A 14,955-nucleotide genomic window follows, 5' to 3' on the forward strand; every position below is an offset into this window, starting at 1 on the left:
CGGCTAGCATGGGTTCAGTGAGCAACAAGCCCCGCGCGGTCCTCTGGGACATGGATGGAACACTGGTCGACACCGAGCCGTATTGGATGGCGGCCGAGACCGCGCTGGTGGAGTCGTTCGGCGGCAGGTGGTCCCATGAGGACGCCCTGCAGCTCGTGGGCAGCGGCCTCATCGACAGCGCGATCATCCTCCAGGGCGCGGGGGTCGACATGGCCCCGGAGGCGATCGTCTCCCACCTGACGAGTGCCGTGCAGGAGTCGCTGCGGGCCCAGGGCGTGCCCTTCCGGCCCGGCGCCCAGGAGCTTCTCCGTGACCTCCGTACCGCCGGCATCCCGACCGGGCTGGTGACGATGTCGCTGCGTCGGATGGCTCTCGACGTGGTCGGGCTGATCGAGTTCGAGGCCTTCGACATCGTCGTCGCCGGAGACGACGTCGACAACCCCAAGCCGCACCCGGAGCCGTACCTCCAGGCCGCCGCGCTCCTCGACGTAGACATCGCCGAGGTCGTGGTCATCGAGGATTCCCCGACCGGTCTCCGCGCGGGCCTCGCCTCCGGCGCTCTGACGCTCGGCGTGCCCCACATCGTCCCGCTCGACGGCCTCGGTGCCCATGAGCTGTGGCCGACCCTCGACGGCCGTGGTGCCGCCGACCTCGTGGAGCTCTTCGGCTCCCGCGCCGCGATCACGGAGGCCACCCGATGACCACCACTCCCGCCCCGCGCCCCAGCGGCCCCTTCCGTGAGGGCGACCGCGTGCAGCTCACGGGCCCGAAAGGCCGTCTGCACACCGTGACCCTCCGGGAGGACGGCGAGCTGCACACGCACCACGGGGTCCTCCGGCACCGAGACCTCATCGGGCTCCCCGATGGCTCAGTCGTTGCGAACAGCTCCGGACACGAGTACCTGGCGCTGCGGCCGCTGCTGCGGGACTTCGCGATGTCGATGCCGCGCGGCGCCGCGATCGTCTACCCGAAGGACGCGGCGCAGATCGTCATGCAGGCCGATATCTTCCCCGGCGCCACCGTGGTCGAGGCCGGAGTCGGTTCGGGCGCCCTGTCGCTGTCGCTGCTGCGAGCCGTCGGCTCGGCGGGACGCCTGCTCTCCTTCGAACGCCGCGAGGATTTCGCCGAGGTCGCCCAGGCGAACGTCGAGACCTTCTTCGGGGAGCGCCCCGACTCCTGGCGGGTCGTCGTCGGAGACCTCGTCGCCGCGCTGCCCGAGGAAGTCGAGTCCGGCACCGTCGACCGGGTCGTCCTCGACATGCTCGCGCCGTGGGAGTGCATCGAGGCGGTCGCGGACGCGCTGACCCCCGGCGGTGTCGTGCTCTGCTATATCGCCACTGCCACACAGCTCTCCCGCGTTGCCGAGTTCATCCGGGGCACCGGCCTCTTCACCGACCCGGAGGCATCCGAGACGATGGTGCGCGGCTGGCACGTGGAGGGGCTCGCCGTCCGGCCGGACCACCGCATGGTCGCGCACACCGGCTTCCTGCTCACGGCTCGCCGGCTCGCTCCCGGCGCCGTGGCTCCGTCGGTGAAGCGTCGCGCCTCGAAGAGCAGCTACGGCGACGAGGACGTCGAACTGTGGACGCCGGGCGCGGTGGGTGATCGCGAGATCACGGACAAGAACCTCCGCAAACGTGCCAGGGAGGCCGGGAAGGCTGCCGAAGGCGCGCGGTTGGCCGCGGCATCGCGCGAATCCGAGCACACGACGGAATAGACTGGAGCGCGTGCGTAAAACGTCCGCCGTTCTGGCCTCTCTCAGCCTCGCCGCCCTCGCCCTGACGGGGTGCAGCGTGACCGCATCGTCCGCTGACGCCTCGTGCGATCGCGACGGGCACGCCAACGGCATCGACAGTGCCGTCACCGTCACCGGCGATGTCGGGTCCGAGCCGGAGGTCGAGATCTTCGCGCCCGTCCGCCTGACGGAGACGTCCTACGCCGACGTCGTGACGGGGGACGGTCATGCGCTCGTCGACGACGCCCAGCCACTCATCGCCCAGATCTCCATCTACAACGGTGCGACCGGCGAGCAGATCTTCCAGACGACGTACGACGAGGAGAGCACCCGCGCGTCGACGATCGGCTCCTGGGCCACGCAGTCTCCCGGGCTCGCCGACGCCATGGAATGCGCGACCGGCGGCACCCGCATCGTGGCGGGTCTGACCCCGGAAGACTTCGGCGAGGCGAACCTCAGCGGCTTCGGCATGGGCCAGGACGACATCGCGGTGTTCGTCATCGACGTCGTCGACGCCTTCCTCCCGAAGGCAGAGGGCACCCTGCAGTTCAACGACGCGAAGGGGATGCCGACCGTCGTGCGCGCCGACGACGGCACCCCGGGCATCATCATCCCCGACAGCGCCGCCCCGGACGAGCAGGTCGTCCAGACGCTGATCCGTGGAGACGGCGAGAAGCTGACCGCGGACCAGACGCCGCTCGTCCACTTCACCGCGGTGAGCTGGGACGACAAGTCCGTCCTGCAGAGCACCTGGGGACAGTCCGCCACCGACGGCATCCGACAGATCGCGGCGCCGGTGGCTGACGCGCTCGTCGGGCAGCCCGTCGGCTCCCAGGTCCTCGTCGTGCTCCCCAAGACCGAGACCTCCTCCGCGATGGCCGTCGTGGTCGACATCCTCGGCGTGTCCCCGGTCTCCGCACCCTGATGGCTGCCCGGATCCCTGCCGAAGAGCGCCTGACGAACCTCGTCGTGGCGCTGATGGCGACGGAGATCGGGCTCACCAAGCAGCAGATCCTCGACAACGTCTCCGGCTATCGCCAGCGCGCGGATGCCGGGACACGCTCGGATGCCCTGGAGAAGATGTTCGAACGGGACAAGGACGAGCTCCGTGCGCTCGGCGTCCCGATCGAGACGATCGGCGACGCCGCGGACCCGAACGACCTCCGCGAGGCCAGGTACCGCATCCCGCAGGCGGAATACGACCTGCCAGGAGACATCGAGTTCTCCCCGGCGGAGCTGGCTGTCCTGCGCCTCGCGGGAAGTGTCTGGAGCGCGGAGTCCGTCTCGGGAGACGCGCAGTCCGGAGTGCGGAAGATCCGCGCCCTCGGCATCGACGGCGACGAGCCGATCATCGGCTTCGCGCCGCGCATTACCGCACGCGATGCCGCCTTCGGCCCGCTCCAGGACGCCATCGAACGCCGCAGAGTGGTCACCTTCGACTATCTGAAGCCGGGAGAGGACGCCCCTCGTCGGCGTCGTATCCGCCCGCTCGCGCTGGTGGACTACGAGGCGCGCTGGCACGTGTACGGCGTCGACGTCGACATCGAAGAGGACCGGACGTTCCTGCTGAGCCGCATCGTCGGCGAGGTCGTGGTCAGTGCCACGACGTTCGACCCCGCGCTGCGCGAGGGCGCGGGGGAGCGGGCGCTGAGCGGTCTCGAGCGCGTCGCCGCGGAGAACTCGGCGTTGCTGGAGGTCACACCCGGAACCGAAGCCGCACTGCGCCTGGGCCGACGGGCGACCCCCGCCGCCCAGGGCATCCACGTGCCCTTCGTCGATCTGCACATCCTGGCCGATGAGCTCGCCTCTTATGGACCCGAGGTCCGAGTCGTGGAGCCGGCATCGCTCAGGGACGCGGTGATCAGCCGCCTGCGCGCCGTGGTCGAGGCCCACACGGATACGGAGGTGCCCGCATGAGCGCCGCGCCCAAGCCCCTCCTCGCCGCAGAGCGCGTGCGTCTCTACCTCACGCTCGTCCCGTACCTGCTGGAGCACGGGCAGGTCTCCCTCGCCGAGGCCGCCGAGGAGTTCGGCGTGACCCCGCGGGAGATGCGGGCGATGGTCGAGAAGCTCACCGTGATCGGCCTGCCGGGTGAAGCCGGCTACTGGCAGCAGCCGCAGGAGATGTTCGACATCAACTGGGATCTCCTCGACCACGAGGACATCATCGAGATCACGAACGACGTGGCGCTGCGCCGCGTCCCGCGCTTCACGGCGCGTGAGGCCGCGGCCCTGCTCGCCGGCCTGCAGATGGTCGCCGCCGTACCCGCCGTGTCCGATTCCGGCCTCGTCGCCGGCCTCATCTCCAAGCTCTCGCGCGGAGCGGCCGACGCTCCCGCCGACGTCGTCGTCGCCCCGAGCGCCGTCGACGAAGTACGGGAGGTTGTCGCGCGCGGCCTGCAGAAGGGCGTGGCCGTCTCGTTCACCTACCAGGCCCCCGATGCGGCTCCGACGACGAGGACCGTGGACCCGGTGCAGATCCTCATCACGAACGGGCAGTGGTATCTGCAGGGCTGGTGCCACATGCGCGAGGCGATGCGGACGTTCCACCTCGACCGCGTCAGCGCCCCCACTCTCACCGACATCCCGAGCGCCCACGGCGGCGAGCGGGTGCCCGAGGCGTTCGCCGGGCTGGAGGAGGAGCGCGAGGTCACCGTCCGCGTCCCGGAGCGCCTCGCGCCGCTGCTCAGCGGTTTCGTGCCGACCGAGACCCTCCGTATCGGCGACGGAATGGTGACGACGCAGCTCCACCTCGCGGACCCTCGAGGCATCAAGCGTCTCGCCGCGCGCTTCGGCGGGGCGATGGAGGTCACCGACCCGGGGATCGCGCGCACCGCGACCCGCGAGTGGGCAGCTGCCGGACTCGCGCTCTACCACCGGCCTGATGCCGAGGTTTGATCTGTAGACTGGGGCGGAAAGCCCCCCTACGACGGGAATGTCGATATGTTCGCTGGAATGCAAGGCTGGCACCTGCTCATCGTGCTGGCCGTTATCCTCCTCCTCTTCGGCGCTGCCAAGCTGCCGGCACTCGCGAAGAGCATGGGTCAGTCCGCTCGCGTGTTCAAGGGCGAGATGAAGGCCATGAAGGAAGAGGACGCGAGTCGTGCCGAGTCGGCGCCCGCAGAGCCGACGACGGTGAAGGACTCGGGCACCGACCCTGAGACTCCGCCTCGCGCCTGACCGGCCGTGGCAGCCATCGAACCGACCGTGACGCCGACGGCGGATCGGGATCGGCGGATGTCGCTCGGCGCGCATCTCGTCGAACTGCGCAAGCGCCTGATGTACGCGGCGATCGCTCTCGTCGTCGGCATGATCGTGGCGTTCCTCATCGCGGACCCGGTGATCCACTTCATCACCGAGCCGATCCGCATCATCGCCGACAAGCGTGGTGATGACTTCAGCGCTCTGAACTTCGGGACAGTGACGTCCGCGTTCGACATGCGCATGCGCATCGCCCTGACCATCGGGCTGTTCCTGTCCGCACCGGTGTGGCTCTGGCAGATCTGGGCCTTCATCATGCCCGGGCTCACCCGCAAGGAGATCCGCTACACGGTCGGCTTCGTGGTCGCCGCCGTGCCGCTGTTCTTCGCGGGGTGCTACCTCGGGGTGCAGATCATGCCGCACGTCATCGAGCTCATGTGGGGCTTCACGCCGGAGGGCGCCACGAACTTCTACTCCGCTCAGGAGTACTACGACTTCGTGTTCAAGCTGATGATCGTCATCGGCATCTCGTTCGTCCTCCCCGTCTTCCTCGTCGCGCTCAACCTCGCAGGGGTGATGTCGGGCCGAGCGATCCTGAAGGGGTGGCGGGTGGCCATCCTCATCGCGACGATCTTCGCCGCACTGGCCACGCCCGCGGCGGACGTCGTGAGCATGCTGATGCTGGCCGGCATCCTCATCGTCCTCTTCTTCGCAGCGGCAGGGCTCTCCCTCCTCTTCGACCGGCGCAAGCGCAAGCAGGACACCGCCGCCGGACTCATCCCGGACGCCCCATGAGTTCGCCGTCCGAGCGATACGCGCAGGCGCAGGAGAGCGCGGCGCACCCGGAGACCGCAGCATTCGCCTCGCGCCAGCGCTTCCAGCTCGACCCGTTCCAGCTCGCCGGATGCCACGCGCTGGAGAACGGACGCAGCGTTCTCGTGGCAGCCCCCACGGGTGCCGGGAAGACGATCGTGGGGGAGTTCGCCATCCACCTGGCGATGCAGACCGCGACGGACAAAGCCTTCTACACCACGCCGATGAAGGCGCTCTCGAATCAGAAGTTCCGTGAGCTCGTCGACGTCTACGGCGCGGACGACGTCGGTCTGCTGACGGGCGACACGAACATCAACGGCAACGCCCGCATCGTGGTCATGACGACCGAGGTGCTGCGGAACATGATCTATGCCGACTCCGCGGCGCTGCGCGACCTGCGCTACGTCGTGATGGACGAGGTCCACTATCTGGCCGACCGCTTCCGTGGTGCCGTGTGGGAAGAGGTCATCATCCACCTCCCGCCCCGCGTGCGGCTGGTCTCGCTGAGCGCGACCGTGTCGAACGCCGAGGAGTTCGGCGACTGGCTCGACACCGTGCGCGGAGACACCGAGGTCATCGTCTCCGAGATCCGTCCGGTGCCGCTGGAGCAGCACGTGCTCGTACGCGACGACCTGCTGCCGCTCTTCGACGACCGGGCGGGCATCGCCACGGCCCAGGTGAACCAGGAGCTCATGCGCATCCGTTCGTTCACGGGTTCCACCTACGAGAGCAACCGCCAGGCGCAGTCGTATCGCAGCAATCGCCACGCCGGGCGCCAGGCCGCGCGACCGCCCCGGGGTGGCCGCCGCCCCGTGCGCGCCGCGAACGCGCACCGGATCGAGCGTATGGACCGCCCTGACGTGGTCGAGCTGCTGGAACGGTCGAATCTCCTTCCCGCCATCTTCTTCATCTTCAGCCGCGTGGGCTGCGATGCCGCGGTGCAGCAGGTGCGGCGCTCCGGCCTGCGCCTGACCTCGTCGGAGGAGCGCGCGGAGATCCGGGCCCTCGTCGAGGAACGCACCCGCACGCTGCAGGACGAGGATCTCGGGGTGCTCGGCTACTGGGAGTGGCTGGACAACCTCGAACGGGGCGTGGCCGCCCACCATGCCGGCCTCCTCCCTGCCTTCAAGGAGGTCGTCGAAGAGCTGTTCCGGCGCAAACTGCTCAAAGTCGTCTTCGCGACCGAGACGCTGGCCCTCGGCATCAACATGCCGGCGCGCACGGTCGTGCTGGAGAAGATGGAGAAGTTCAACGGAGAGGCGCGCGTCGCGATCACCTCCGGCGAATACACGCAGCTCACGGGCCGCGCCGGGCGCCGCGGCATCGATGTCGAGGGGCACGCGGTCGTGCAGTGGACCGAGGGCATGGACCCGCAGGCCGTCGCCGCCCTCGCATCGCGGCGGACCTATCCGCTCAACTCCAGCTTCCGGCCGACGTACAACATGGCCGTCAACCTGATCGATCTGTTCGGGCAGGCCAGGGCGCGGCAGATCCTGGAGTCGTCGTTCGCCCAGTTCCAGGCCGACCGCGCCGTGGTCGGCCTGGCCCGACAGGTGCGGGAGGCCGAGGAGTCGCTGGCCGGCTACCAGTCGGCGATGGCGTGCGAGCACGGCGACTTCCCGGAGTACGCCGCCATCCGCCGCGAGCTGAGCGATCTCGAGAAGAAGAATCGACAGGACACCCAGGCTCCCCGTGCCGCCCGGGACAAGCGGATGAAGCGCATCCAGACGCTCCGCACGCGGATGCAGCGCCACCCGTGCCATCGGTGCCCCGACCGCGAGAAGCACGCTCGCTGGGCCGAGCGCTACTGGAAGCTCAAGCGACAGACAGACCGTACGCGGCGTCAGATCGAGACCAGGACGGGAACGGTGGCTCGCGTCTTCGACCGTGTCGTCGAGGTGCTGGAGACGCTGGACTATGTGCGTCGCGATGAGGACGGGATGCACCTGACCGACGCCGGCCGCACGATGCGGCGGATCTACGGTGAGCGCGATCTACTCGTGGCCGAGTCGCTGCGTCAGGGGCTCTGGAAGGGACTGGACGCCCCGTCACTCGCGGCGATGGCGTGCTCCCTCGTGTACGAGCCGCGTCGGGACGAAGCCAACGCGGGGGAGCGGGGCCTCCCGCGGGGTGCCTTCCGAGCGGCATACGAGAAGACGACCGCGTTGTGGGCCGAGCTCGACGACCTGGAGCAGGACCACCAGCTGCCGGGAAGCGAGCCGCTGGCCGCGGGACTCGCGGGTGCGATGCACGCGTGGGCGCGGGGCGGCATGCTCGATCGCGTGCTCATCGACGCGGACATGGCGGCCGGTGATTTCGTGCGATGGGCGAAGCAGACCATCGACCTCCTCGATCAGCTGTCCATCGTCGCGGAGGACGCCGCACTCGCACGCACCGCCCGGGCAGCCCTCGACGGTGTGCGCCGTGGCATCGTCGCCTACTCCTCGATGTGAGATCCGCCCGCATGACCGAAGCTCCCGTTCGCCGACGCGCCCTCCTGCCCCTGTGGGCCGCCGTACCCGTCGCCGCCCTGGCTGCGCTGCTCATGGACCTCGCGTTTCCCGAAGCGGCGATCTGGATCCTGGCTTTCCCCGCCACGGGGCTGCTGCTGCTCGCGCTGATCGGCCGACGGGCCGGTGGCGCACTGCTCGTGGGACTGGTCTACGGCATCGTGTTCTTCGCCCTGCTCGTGTCCTGGACGTCTCGATATCTGGGGCCGCTGCCCTGGGCTGCCCTGAGCGTGGTCGAGGGCGCGCTCACGGCCGTGGCGCTGATCCCGCTGTCCCTTGCCTACCGGTGGCTGCCCCGGGCCTGGCCGGGCACCGCGGGTCGCCTGCTGACCCTCCCGTCGGTCGTTGCGGCGCTGTGGGTAGGGAGGGAGCTGTTCCTCGGCTGGTGGCCATACGGCGGCTTCCCGTGGGCTCGTCTCGGGATGAGCCAGGCGGAGAGCCCCCTCGCCGCCATCTCGTCCTGGCTGGGTGTGAGCGGGCTGAGCTTCCTCATGGTCTTCCTCGTGGCCATGGTGATCGAGATCGTCCGCACGGGGCTGTGGCGGCGGCCGGTCACCCTCCTCGCGCCGGTCGCACTGGTCCTGATCCTCTTCTTCACCCCGCTCTTCCCGACCACGCCGTCCGGATCGATGCGCATCGCTGCGGTGCAGGGGAACGGGCCGACCGGCTACTTCGACGAGCGCGAACCCTTCGCCGTCGTCCAGGCGCAGACGGAGGCGACCGAGCCCCTCTACGGCGAGGACGTCGATCTTCTCGTCTGGCCGGAGGGCGGGCTGGACACGGATCCGTTCGCGAACTCCGCGATCGCGCGGCGGATGACCCTCGTGGCGAACCGCATCGATGCGCCGCTGCTCGCCAATGCCGCCACCGGTCGGGGCAACCTCTTCTACAACACGTCGATGCTGTGGCTGCCGGACGGCACGGCGCCTCAGAAGCACGACAAGCGGCATCCCGTGCCCTTCGGCGAGTATGTGCCGGATCGTGCGTTCTTCAATGCCCTCGTCCCCGACCTCATCGGGCTGATCCAGCGCGAGTACACGCCGGGGACCAACCCGCCGATCGTCGAGGTCGACGACGTCCGGGTGGGGCTCGCGATCTGCTTCGACGTGATCTACGACGACGTGATCACGGAGGGGCTGTACGACGGCGCCGAGGTCCTGGTCTTCCAGACGAACAACGCCGACTTCCGCGGCACGGACGAGAATCTGCAGCAGCTCGCCTTCGCTCGGATGCGCGCCATCGAGACGGGCCGGAGCGTCGTCAACATCTCCACGGTCGGCACGAGCCAGGTCATCCTCCCGGACGGGCGCACGGTCACCAGCCTGGACGCGGATGAGGCCGGAGCGATGCTCGAAGATGTCGAACTCCGCTCCGGCCTCACGGCGGGAATCGTCCTGGGCCCCTGGCTGCAGCAGGTGCTGCTCTGGGGCAGTCTGGGTGCGCTCGGTCTCGGGTGGTGGCGCGCCCGTCGGCGCTAGGCGCCGATCTTCTCTCGGGTGGGGTCCTCGCCGGCACCGCGCCGGGCTCGGATGTAGGCGAGGCGCTCTTCGAGAAGCTCCTCCAGCTCCGCGCGGGTACGACGCTCCATGAGCATGTCCCAGTGGGTGCGGGCGGCCTTCTCGTCGGTGACCTCGAGGGTGACGGCTTCGCCGTCGACCTTCAGGCGGGCTTCCGCTCCGCAGGAACGGCACTCCCAGGTCTGAGGCGGTTCGGCATCGGCTGCGAACATGAGCGTGGTGTCGTGTCCGCAGGTGTCACAGGTGTAGGTGGTCTCACGGCGCTCCATGAAAACGACGCCCTCTTCGCTCTGTAGGCTCTGGGCGCCGAGTCGGATGCCGCGCAGGCTGCGATCTGCCATTGTGTGGTCCTCTCGTCGCTGTCAGGTATAACGTTCGAGCCTGTGCGCTTCATCCACGTGGGGGCGTTCTGCCCGGTATTCACAGCGGAATCCCAGCGCCGGAGGATAAAGGGCGCTCAGGGCTTCCGGAGCGTGGCGACGGCGAGGTCGGCGCGGTCGGTCACGACGCCGTCCACACCGGCGTCGACGAGGCGGCGCATGTCCTCCGCCTCGTTCACCGTCCACACGTGGACCTCGGTGCCGACGCGGTGGGCGGCGCGGAGGAGGGCCGGCGTCAGCACTGTGAGCGCCCCGTGGCGCTCCGGGATCTGCACGGCATCGATCTCCCGCAGCAGCCGGCCGGGGGAGAGGCGCATCGCGGACAGCGTCCGGAGCGCCGCGATCGTCCGGCTCCCGCCCGAGGTGGCGGGCCGGAGCCCGGTGCCGGTCTGTCGCACGGCCTCCACCGTCGCGCGCCGGTTGGCGTCCGAGAAGCTGGTGACCAGGACACGGTGCGTGTGCGCGGCCAGGACGGGCCCCAGGGGAGCCGCAGCGGTCGGCGTCTTCACGTCGATGTTGAAGCGCGTCTCCGGAAACGAGGAGAGCGCCTCGGCCACGGTGAGCAGACCGCCGTGCTCCGCGAAGAGCGCGCTCAGCTCCCTGGTCCGGACCTCGTGGACGGCGCGCGGATCGTCCACCAGACGCCGGAGGTCGTGATCGTGGAAGAGCACGACGTCGCCGTCTGCGGTGACCTGGCAGTCCGTCTCGATGTACTCGGCCCCGGCGGCATGAGCAGCGGCGAAGGCGGCCGCCGTGTTCTCCCAGACCCCGGACTCCCGCCCTTCGACGGTCACGAGACCCCGATGGGCCAGGATCCGGGGCTGCTCGGCCTTGACGAAGTACGGGTGGGTCACGCGCCAGCGGGGGGAGTGGTCGAACCCGGCCCGGCCTTCGGGGTGAAGGCGGTGCCGATGCCCTTGAGCGCCTCGGTCAGCTCGCTCGGGATGATCCACAGCTTGCTGGACGGGCTCTCGCTGATCTTCGGGAGCATCTGCAGGTACTGGTAGGCGAGGAGCTTGTCGTCCGGAGCGCCTTGGTGGATCGCGGTGAAGACGCTCTGGATCGCCTCCGCCTCACCCTGGGCGCGAAGGACCGCTGCCTGCTTGTCGCCCTCGGCCCGGAGGATCTCCGCCTGACGAAGGCCCTCCGCCTCGAGGATCGCGGACTGCTTCGTCCCCTCGGCGGTCAGGATCGCCGCACGGCGGTCCCGCTCCGCGCGCATCTGCTTCTCCATCGAGTCCTGGATCGAGACGGGCGGGTCGATCGCCTTGAGCTCGACACGGCCCACGCGGATGCCCCACTTGCCGGTCGCCTCGTCGAGGACCACGCGGAGCTGGCCGTTGATGTTGTCGCGGCTCGTGAGCGCCTCTTCGAGGTTCAGACCGCCGACGACGTTGCGGAGCGTCGTGGTGGTGAGCTGCTCCACGGCGCCGAGGTAGTTCGCGATCTCGTAGGTGGCGGCACGGGCGTCGGTCACCTGGAAGTAGACGACCGTGTCGATGGAGACGACGAGGTTGTCCTCGGTGATCACGGGCTGCGGCGGGAAGGAGACCACCTGCTCGCGCATGTCGATCAGCGGCCGCAGACGGTCGATGAAGGGCACGAGGATGTTGAGGCCGGGGGAGAGGGTCTTGTGATACCGGCCGAGCCGTTCCACCACGCCGGCGGTCGCCTGCGGGATGATGCGGATCGCCCGCGCGATCGTGACGATCACGAAGATGATGACCGCGATCACCAGGATCCAGATGATCACGGTCGGGATGATCGATGCGTCGTCCACGCGTGCTCCTAGTCGTTGAGGGGTCGGACGATGGCGGTCGCGCCGTTGATCGCGCTGACGGCGACAGGCGCCCCCGCGGGGATCGCCATCGGGGTGGTGGTTCGGGCGGTCCAGGTGTCGCCGTTCGCGAGCTTCGCCTGGCCGGAGATCTGCGTGATCTCGCTGAGCGCGATGCCGCGGAGGTCGACGAGGGCCTCGACGTTCGAGCGGGTGGGGTCGGCACCGCGGTGCAGTCGGCGCAAGAGGGGCGGCCGCAGGAAGAGGATGAAGAGGGCGGATGCCAAAGCGGCGATGAGGATCTGGATCCAGACCGGGAGCCCGACGAAGTCGGTGACGAGACCGATCACGCTGCCGAAGCTCAGCATCAGGAAGGTGAAGTCGAGGGAGAGCATCTCGATGACGAGGAAGACGGCGATGAGGACGAGCCACCCGATCCATGCCCAGTGGTCGATGAACGTGACGAACGTCGAGAAGTTGTCCATGCGGCCTCCTTTGCCGTCAACGTACCACGCGTGGCGACGCCCGACCGGCCGCCACCGCGCCCCCTTGGTAATCTGTGAGGGCCGTGCGCTCACGGCGTTCCACGCACCATGAGGAGTCACCCGTGACCGACGTTCTTCCCGCAGGATCCCTCGACGGCAAGGTGGCCCTCGTCACCGGCTCATCGCGGGGGATCGGCGCCGACACCGTGCGGTACCTCGCCGAGGCCGGCGCCGACGTCGTCATCAACTACCGGAACAAGGCGCCGCGCGCGGAGAAGCTCGCAGCGCAGCTGCGCGAGCTGGGCCGCCGGGCGCTCGTCGTCGGCGCGGACCTCACCGACCCGGCGTCGATCGCCGAGATGTTCGCCGCCGTCCGCGCCGAGTACGGGCGTCTCGACGTCCTCGTCCTCAACGCCTCGGGTGGCATGGAGTCGGGGATGGCCGAGGACTACGCCCTGACGCTCAACCGGGACGCGCAGCTCAACGTCCTCAACGCCGCGACCCCGTTGCTGTCGGACGGCGCACGCGTCGTGTTCGTCACCAGCCACCAGGCGCACTTCATCCGCACGACGCCGACGATGCCGGAGTACGAGCCCGTCGCGCTGTCCAAGCGGGCCGGCGAGGACGCGCTGCGGGAACTGATCCCCGGCCTCGCAGAGAAGGGGATCGGCTTCACCGTCGTCTCCGGCGACATGATCGAGGGCACGATCACCGCGACGCTGCTCGAGCGCGCGAACCCCGGGGCGATCGCCGAGCGCCGCGAATCCGCCGGCCGTCTCTACAACGTGTCCGAGTTCGCCGCCGAGGTCGCCAAGGCGGTCATCGACCCCGTCCCCGCGGACAACACCCGCCTCGTCGGCGACGTGAGCGCCTTCGCCGCGGAATAGTCGTCCGACGCCACGACGCCCCGGACCTGCTCGGCAGGTCCGGGGCGTCGTGCGTATCCGAGATCAGACGGCGGCAGCGCCGGTGGTGAACGCTTTCTCATCCTTGCCCAGCGTGATCGCGCGGATGATCTGCACGATACCGAGCACGACGAGCGACATGCCCAGGAGCAGCCATAGCGCGAATCCGGCGATGACCGGCGAGAAGAGGACGATGATTCCGGCGATGATGCTGAGGATGGCGTAGATCACGGTCCACACTCGCGACCCATCGCTGCCGAGCAGCGAGAGCGCCACGACGCCGTCGACGATCCAGCTCACGCCGATGAAGATCACGACGACCAGCGCGAGGGTGGCGGCGGCGACGTTCAGGTTGAAGAACGCGATGACGCCGGCGACGATGTAGAGCAGGCCGAGGACGATGTGGCCGACGCGAGACCAGCCGCCCTTGGCGCGGGAGAAGATGCCGAGGCCGATGTAGACGACTCCCGCGACGATCAGATACGACGCGAAGATCGCCGTCACGATGACGGCGGACTTCACCGGCCAGACGAGCAACGCGATACCCGCGAGCAGCGCGAGCACGCCGGAGACCGCGAGAGCGACGCGGATGGACTTGAAGAAAGACTTCGTTTCTGCGACTGCTTCAGACATGACGGGGAACCCCTTCTGAGAGAATCCTGTGAGGATGCCCCCAGGGTAGCGCCGGAAGTCCGACAGCGGGGGAGGAGTGGTTCCGCGCGTCGCGGATGGTCATTCCCCGTCTTCCGGCGTCATGGCAGGATCATCACGTGATACCGGTGGATGACGCTCGACTGCGGGAGCTGGTCGTGATGCGGAAGGTACGCGACCGCATCGATCGGGAGTACGCGAAGCCCCTGGACGTCGAGGCCCTGGCGCGGGACGTGCACATGTCCGCCGGCCACCTCAGTCGGCGGTTCCGCGAGACCTACGGCGAATCCCCGTACTCCTATCTCATGACCCGCCGCATGGAACGCGCCATGGCGCTGCTGCGTCGCGGCGACCTCAGCGTCACCGAGGTGTGCTTCGCCGTGGGCTGTTCCTCGCTGGGAACCTTCAGCACGCGGTTCTCCGAGCTGGTCGGTGTCCCACCCAGCGTGTACCGTGAACGCGCCGCGAACGTCGAGGGCATCCCCTCGTTCCAGGCGAAGCAGGTCACCCGACCGATCAGGAATCGAGAAGCGCCGCGCCCCGAGGCGCACCTAACGTGAGCATCATGAACATCAGCATCCACTACGCCTTCCTCCCGCACACCGACGCCGAAGCGGCGCTCGGCTTCTACCGCGACGCCCTCGGCTTCGAGGTGCGCAACGACGTCGGCTATGACGGTCTCCGCTGGCTCACGGTCGGCCCCGCAAGCCAGCCGGAGACCTCGATCGTGCTCCACCCGCCGGCCACGGACCCCGGCATCACCGACGCCGAACGGCAGACGATCCTGGAGCTCATCGCGAAGGGCAGCTATGGCGCTCTGACACTCGCGAGCGACGACCTGGACGCCCTGTTCGACCGTCTGGTCGCGGAGGGGGCGGACGTGGTCCAGGAACCCATGGATCAGCCCTACGGTGTGCGCGACTGCGCGTTCCGCGACCCCGCGGGCAACCTGCTCCGCATCAACCAGGCCGCCTGACGGCCC

General features: G+C 69.0%; 17 protein-coding genes. 12 read left to right on the top strand and 5 right to left on the bottom strand.

The window, feature by feature from the left end; translation table 11 throughout:
- Positions 1–17: 17 nt before the first annotated feature.
- From MICNX66_RS08100 to lnt, 9 genes are read left to right on the top strand one after another with little or no spacing between them, the layout of a single operon-like run.
- Positions 18–701, top strand: coding sequence for an HAD family hydrolase (locus MICNX66_RS08100; protein WP_269474819.1), 684 nt, complete (start codon positions 18–20; stop codon positions 699–701).
- Complete coding sequence (locus tag MICNX66_RS08105; protein ID WP_187661459.1) at positions 698–1,717, top strand: tRNA (adenine-N1)-methyltransferase; 1,020 nt, start codon at positions 698–700, stop codon at positions 1,715–1,717. Before MICNX66_RS08100 ends, MICNX66_RS08105 begins: the two co-directional genes overlap by 4 nt.
- 10 nt (positions 1,718–1,727) lie before the next feature.
- On the top strand, positions 1,728–2,660 hold the full coding sequence (locus tag MICNX66_RS08110) for a hypothetical protein (RefSeq protein ID WP_187661460.1): 933 nt from the start codon (positions 1,728–1,730) through the stop codon (positions 2,658–2,660).
- The gene (locus MICNX66_RS08115) at positions 2,660–3,652 is read left to right on the top strand and encodes a helix-turn-helix transcriptional regulator (RefSeq protein ID WP_187661461.1); all 993 of its coding nucleotides are present in this window, start codon (positions 2,660–2,662) and stop codon (positions 3,650–3,652) included. Before MICNX66_RS08110 ends, MICNX66_RS08115 begins: the two co-directional genes overlap by 1 nt.
- Positions 3,649–4,632 carry a helix-turn-helix transcriptional regulator gene (locus MICNX66_RS08120; RefSeq protein ID WP_187661462.1) on the top strand — a complete coding sequence of 328 codons (984 nt, stop codon included), beginning with the start codon at positions 3,649–3,651 and terminating at the stop codon, positions 4,630–4,632. The genes MICNX66_RS08115 and MICNX66_RS08120 overlap by 4 nt, the downstream gene beginning before the upstream one ends.
- A gap of 45 nt (positions 4,633–4,677) precedes the next feature.
- On the top strand, positions 4,678–4,914 hold the full coding sequence (tatA, locus tag MICNX66_RS08125; RefSeq protein ID WP_101845779.1) for a Sec-independent protein translocase subunit TatA: 237 nt from the start codon (positions 4,678–4,680) through the stop codon (positions 4,912–4,914).
- A gap of 57 nt (positions 4,915–4,971) precedes the next feature.
- On the top strand, positions 4,972–5,730 hold the full coding sequence (tatC, locus tag MICNX66_RS08130; protein ID WP_187664150.1) for a twin-arginine translocase subunit TatC: 759 nt from the start codon (positions 4,972–4,974) through the stop codon (positions 5,728–5,730).
- Positions 5,727–8,201 carry a DEAD/DEAH box helicase gene (locus tag MICNX66_RS08135; RefSeq protein ID WP_187661463.1) on the top strand — a complete coding sequence of 825 codons (2,475 nt, stop codon included), beginning with the start codon at positions 5,727–5,729 and terminating at the stop codon, positions 8,199–8,201. Before tatC ends, MICNX66_RS08135 begins: the two co-directional genes overlap by 4 nt.
- Positions 8,202–8,212: 11 nt before the next feature.
- Entirely contained in the window at positions 8,213–9,736 is a 1,524-nt protein-coding gene (lnt, locus tag MICNX66_RS08140; protein WP_187661464.1) for an apolipoprotein N-acyltransferase, read from the top strand.
- Here lnt and MICNX66_RS08145 read toward each other — a convergent pair.
- The 4 genes from MICNX66_RS08145 to MICNX66_RS08160 form a co-directional block, all read right to left on the bottom strand.
- Positions 9,733–10,116 carry an RNA polymerase-binding protein RbpA gene (locus MICNX66_RS08145; protein ID WP_025103442.1) on the bottom strand — a complete coding sequence of 128 codons (384 nt, stop codon included), beginning with the start codon at positions 10,114–10,116 and terminating at the stop codon, positions 9,733–9,735. The genes lnt and MICNX66_RS08145 overlap by 4 nt on opposite strands.
- A 116-nt stretch (positions 10,117–10,232) precedes the next feature.
- The gene (locus tag MICNX66_RS08150) at positions 10,233–11,009 is read right to left on the bottom strand and encodes a glycerophosphodiester phosphodiesterase family protein (protein WP_187661465.1); all 777 of its coding nucleotides are present in this window, start codon (positions 11,007–11,009) and stop codon (positions 10,233–10,235) included.
- The gene (locus tag MICNX66_RS08155; protein ID WP_187661466.1) at positions 11,006–11,935 is read right to left on the bottom strand and encodes an SPFH domain-containing protein; all 930 of its coding nucleotides are present in this window, start codon (positions 11,933–11,935) and stop codon (positions 11,006–11,008) included. Before MICNX66_RS08155 ends, MICNX66_RS08150 begins: the two co-directional genes overlap by 4 nt.
- Positions 11,936–11,943: 8 nt before the next feature.
- Positions 11,944–12,417: an NfeD family protein gene (locus tag MICNX66_RS08160; RefSeq protein ID WP_025103445.1), complete on the bottom strand. Its 474-nt coding sequence runs from the start codon at positions 12,415–12,417 to the stop codon at positions 11,944–11,946.
- Positions 12,418–12,539: 122 nt separating this feature from the next.
- Here MICNX66_RS08160 and MICNX66_RS08165 point away from each other — a divergent pair, with 122 nt between their 5' ends.
- Positions 12,540–13,304, top strand: coding sequence for an SDR family oxidoreductase (locus MICNX66_RS08165; RefSeq protein WP_187661467.1), 765 nt, complete (start codon positions 12,540–12,542; stop codon positions 13,302–13,304).
- Positions 13,305–13,367: 63 nt separating this feature from the next.
- Here MICNX66_RS08165 and MICNX66_RS08170 read toward each other — a convergent pair whose 3' ends face one another.
- Positions 13,368–13,955: an HdeD family acid-resistance protein gene (locus MICNX66_RS08170; protein ID WP_187661468.1), complete on the bottom strand. Its 588-nt coding sequence runs from the start codon at positions 13,953–13,955 to the stop codon at positions 13,368–13,370.
- Between the two features lie 179 nt (positions 13,956–14,134).
- Here MICNX66_RS08170 and MICNX66_RS08175 point away from each other — a divergent pair, with 179 nt between their 5' ends.
- The gene (locus MICNX66_RS08175) at positions 14,135–14,533 is read left to right on the top strand and encodes a helix-turn-helix transcriptional regulator (protein WP_187664151.1); all 399 of its coding nucleotides are present in this window, start codon (positions 14,135–14,137) and stop codon (positions 14,531–14,533) included.
- Between the two features lie 5 nt (positions 14,534–14,538).
- Positions 14,539–14,949 carry a VOC family protein gene (locus MICNX66_RS08180; protein ID WP_187661469.1) on the top strand — a complete coding sequence of 137 codons (411 nt, stop codon included), beginning with the start codon at positions 14,539–14,541 and terminating at the stop codon, positions 14,947–14,949.
- Positions 14,950–14,955: the final 6 nt, after the last annotated feature.

It is taken from the genome of Microbacterium sp. Nx66 (genome assembly GCF_904066215.1).
Taxonomy (GTDB): domain Bacteria; phylum Actinomycetota; class Actinomycetes; order Actinomycetales; family Microbacteriaceae; genus Microbacterium; species Microbacterium meiriae.

Coding starts and splice junctions, on each gene's coding strand:
- MICNX66_RS08175 (WP_187664151.1), top strand. CDS start 14,135: ATGCGGAAGGTACGCGACCGCATCGATCGGGAGTACGCGAAGCCCCTG.
- lnt (WP_187661464.1), top strand. CDS start 8,213: ATGACCGAAGCTCCCGTTCGCCGACGCGCCCTCCTGCCCCTGTGGGCC.
- MICNX66_RS08115 (WP_187661461.1), top strand. CDS start 2,660: ATGGCTGCCCGGATCCCTGCCGAAGAGCGCCTGACGAACCTCGTCGTG.
- tatC (WP_187664150.1), top strand. CDS start 4,972: ATGTCGCTCGGCGCGCATCTCGTCGAACTGCGCAAGCGCCTGATGTAC.
- MICNX66_RS08170 (WP_187661468.1), bottom strand. CDS start 13,955: ATGTCTGAAGCAGTCGCAGAAACGAAGTCTTTCTTCAAGTCCATCCGC.
- MICNX66_RS08135 (WP_187661463.1), top strand. CDS start 5,727: ATGAGTTCGCCGTCCGAGCGATACGCGCAGGCGCAGGAGAGCGCGGCG.
- MICNX66_RS08180 (WP_187661469.1), top strand. CDS start 14,539: ATGAACATCAGCATCCACTACGCCTTCCTCCCGCACACCGACGCCGAA.
- MICNX66_RS08105 (WP_187661459.1), top strand. CDS start 698: ATGACCACCACTCCCGCCCCGCGCCCCAGCGGCCCCTTCCGTGAGGGC.
- MICNX66_RS08160 (WP_025103445.1), bottom strand. CDS start 12,417: ATGGACAACTTCTCGACGTTCGTCACGTTCATCGACCACTGGGCATGG.
- tatA (WP_101845779.1), top strand. CDS start 4,678: ATGTTCGCTGGAATGCAAGGCTGGCACCTGCTCATCGTGCTGGCCGTT.
- MICNX66_RS08145 (WP_025103442.1), bottom strand. CDS start 10,116: ATGGCAGATCGCAGCCTGCGCGGCATCCGACTCGGCGCCCAGAGCCTA.
- MICNX66_RS08120 (WP_187661462.1), top strand. CDS start 3,649: ATGAGCGCCGCGCCCAAGCCCCTCCTCGCCGCAGAGCGCGTGCGTCTC.